1 rRNA gene is annotated in these 3,069 nt (G+C 50.0%); it reads left to right on the top strand.

What is annotated here, in order from left to right:
• Window positions 1-162 precede the first annotated feature (162 nt).
• Window positions 163-3,066, top strand: a 23S ribosomal RNA gene (locus I2E98_RS15585).
• Window positions 3,067-3,069: the final 3 nt, after the last annotated feature.

Raw genomic sequence — 3,069 nt, 5'->3', positions numbered from 1 at the left:
ATATTAAATGCAAAACTTTGAAAAATTTTGACTAAATAGGTTACGAAGTTTAATGTAGCTTAGTACAAGGAAACAAGAAAGATACGAAACGAACAGTACTTATGTACGTGAGTGAGTAGATTTCGTAGTTGACGCAGTAATAAGATACAGTAAACAAGTAAAGGTCAAGCTACAAAGGGCGCATGGTGAATGCCTTGGCATCAGGAGCCGATGAAGGACGTGATAAGCTGCGATAAGCTTCGGGTAGGCGCACATAGCCAGTGATCCGGAGATTTCCGAATGTGGGAACACACATGGGAAACCCCATGTATCGTATAGTGAATACATAGCTATACGAGGGTAAACCTAGGGAACTGAAACATCTAAGTACCTAGAGGAAGAGAAAGAAAAATCGATTTCCTTAGTAGCGGCGAGCGAAAGGGAAAGAGCCCAAACCAAAGATTTATCTTTGGGGTTGCGGACAGAGCATTAACGAGAAGTCGTAACTAACCGAACATAACTGGAAAGTTAGACCGTAGGAGGTAATAGTCCTGTAGGTGAAAGTTAAGATAATCAAGCTCTGATCCAGAGTACCACGAGACACGTGAAACCTTGTGGGAAGCAGGGAGGACCACCTCCCAAGGCTAAATACTACCTGATGACCGATAGTGAAGCAGTACCGTGAGGGAAAGGTGAAAAGAACCCCGGGAGGGGAGTGAAATAGAACCTGAAACCGTGTGCCTACAACCGGTCAAAGCCCCTTATGAGGGTGATGACGTGCTTTTTGTAGAACGAGCCAACGAGTTACGGTATGTAGCAAGGTTAAGTACTTAAGGTACGGAGCCGAAGGGAAACCGAGTCTTAATAGGGCGACTAGTTGCATGCCGTAGACCCGAAACCGGGTGACCTATCCATGGCCAGGTTGAAGCGAGGGTAAAACTTCGTGGAGGACCGAACCACGTTGCTGTTGAAAAAGCATGGGATGAGCTGTGGATAGCGGAGAAATTCCAATCGAACTCGGAGATAGCTGGTTCTCCCCGAAATAGCTTTAGGGCTAGCGTCGGATATGTGTAGTGGAGGTAGAGCACTGAATGGGCTAGGGGGCATATCGCTTACCGAACCTTATCAAACTCCGAATGCCATATACATTAAGTCCGGCAGTCAGACTACGAATGATAAGATCCGTGGTCAAAAGGGAAACAGCCCAGATCGTCAGCTAAGGTCCCAAAGTGTAAGTTAAGTGGAAAAGGATGTGGGATTTCTAAGACAACTAGGATGTTGGCTTAGAAGCAGCCACTCATTTAAAGAGTGCGTAATAGCTCACTAGTCGAGAGATCCTGCGCCGAAAATGTCCGGGGCTCAAACTTACCACCGAAGCTACGGGCTTGCGTAAGCAAGCGGTAGGGGAGCGTCGTAATCGGGCTGAAGTCGTACCGTAAGGAGCGGTGGACTGATTACGAGTGAGAATGTTGGCATTAGTAGCGAGATGTAGGTGAGAATCCTACAGGCCGAATATCTAAGGTTTCCTCAGGAAGGCTCGTCCGCTGAGGGTTAGTCGGGACCTAAGCCGAGGCCGAAAGGCGTAGGCGATGGACAATCGGTTGATATTCCGATACCACTACCATCGTTATTATCGAGGGTGTGACGGAGAAGGATAGTGTGTGCTAGCGATTGGAAATGCTAGTCTAAGCGTTTAGGGAGTTACGGTAGGCAAATCCGCTGTAACAATTCTGAGGCGTGATGGGGAAGGCCATATAGGCCGAAGTACATGATTCCATGCTTCCAAGAAAAGCATCTAGAGAGAGAAGTAGTGCCCGTACCGCAAACCGACACAGGTAGATGAGGAGAGAATCCTAAGGCCGGCGGAAGAATTGCAGTTAAGGAACTAGGCAAATTGACCCCGTAAGTTCGCGAGAAGGGGTGCCTGCGAGAGCAGGCCGCAGAGAATAGGCCCAAGCAACTGTTTAGCAAAAACACAGGTCTCTGCTAAAGCGTAAGCTGATGTATAGGGGCTGACGCCTGCCCGGTGCTGGAAGGTTAAGGGGAATACTTAGCGCAAGCGAAGGTATGAACTTAAGCCCCAGTAAACGGCGGCCGTAACTATAACGGTCCTAAGGTAGCGAAATTCCTTGTCAGGTAAGTTCTGACCCGCACGAATGGCGTAATGACTTGGGCACTGTCTCAACTGCAAATCCGGCGAAGTTGTAGTGCGAGTGAAGATGCTCGCTACCCGCGATTGGACGGAAAGACCCCGTAGAGCTTTACTGCAGCTTAGCATTGAATTCCGGTATTGTCTGTACAGGATAGGTGGGAGACTGGGAAACTAGGGCGTCAGCCTTAGTGGAGTCAACCTTGGGATACCACCCTGACAGTACTGGGGTTCTAACAGGACGCCATGAATCTGGTGACTGGACATTGTTAGGTGGGCAGTTTGACTGGGGCGGTCGCCTCCTAAAAAGTAACGGAGGCGCCCAAAGGTTCCCTCAGAACGGTCGGAAATCGTTCGTAGAGTGCAAAGGCAGAAGGGAGCCTGACTGCGAGACCTACAAGTCGAGCAGGGACGAAAGTCGGGCTTAGTGATCCGGTGGTACCTCGTGGGAGGGCCATCGCTCAACGGATAAAAGCTACCTCGGGGATAACAGGCTGATCTCCCCCAAGAGTCCACATCGACGGGGAGGTTTGGCACCTCGATGTCGGCTCGTCGCATCCTGGGGCTGTAGTAGGTCCCAAGGGTTGGGCTGTTCGCCCATTAAAGCGGCACGCGAGCTGGGTTCAGAACGTCGTGAGACAGTTCGGTCCCTATCCGTCGCGGGCGTAGGAAATTTGAGAGGAGCTGTCCTTAGTACGAGAGGACCGGGATGGACTGACCTCTGGTGCACCAGTTGTTCCGCCAGGAGCACGGCTGGGTAGCTAAGTCGGGAAGGGATAAACGCTGAAAGCATCTAAGCGTGAAGCCTCCCTCAAGATGAGATTTCCCATAGCATAAGCTAGTAAGACCCCTTGAAGAACACAAGGTTGATAGGTCAGAGGTGTAAGTGTGGTAACATATTTAGCTGACTGATACTAATAGGTCGAGGGCTTGACCAATAA

Origin of the sequence: Clostridium sp. D43t1_170807_H7 (genome assembly GCF_015555905.1) — a bacterium.
In the GTDB taxonomy this organism is placed as follows: Bacteria; Bacillota; Clostridia; order Clostridiales; family Clostridiaceae; genus Clostridium.
The sequence above is the reverse complement of the archived record's forward strand: the minus strand, read 5'-3'. Positions and strand labels throughout refer to the sequence as shown.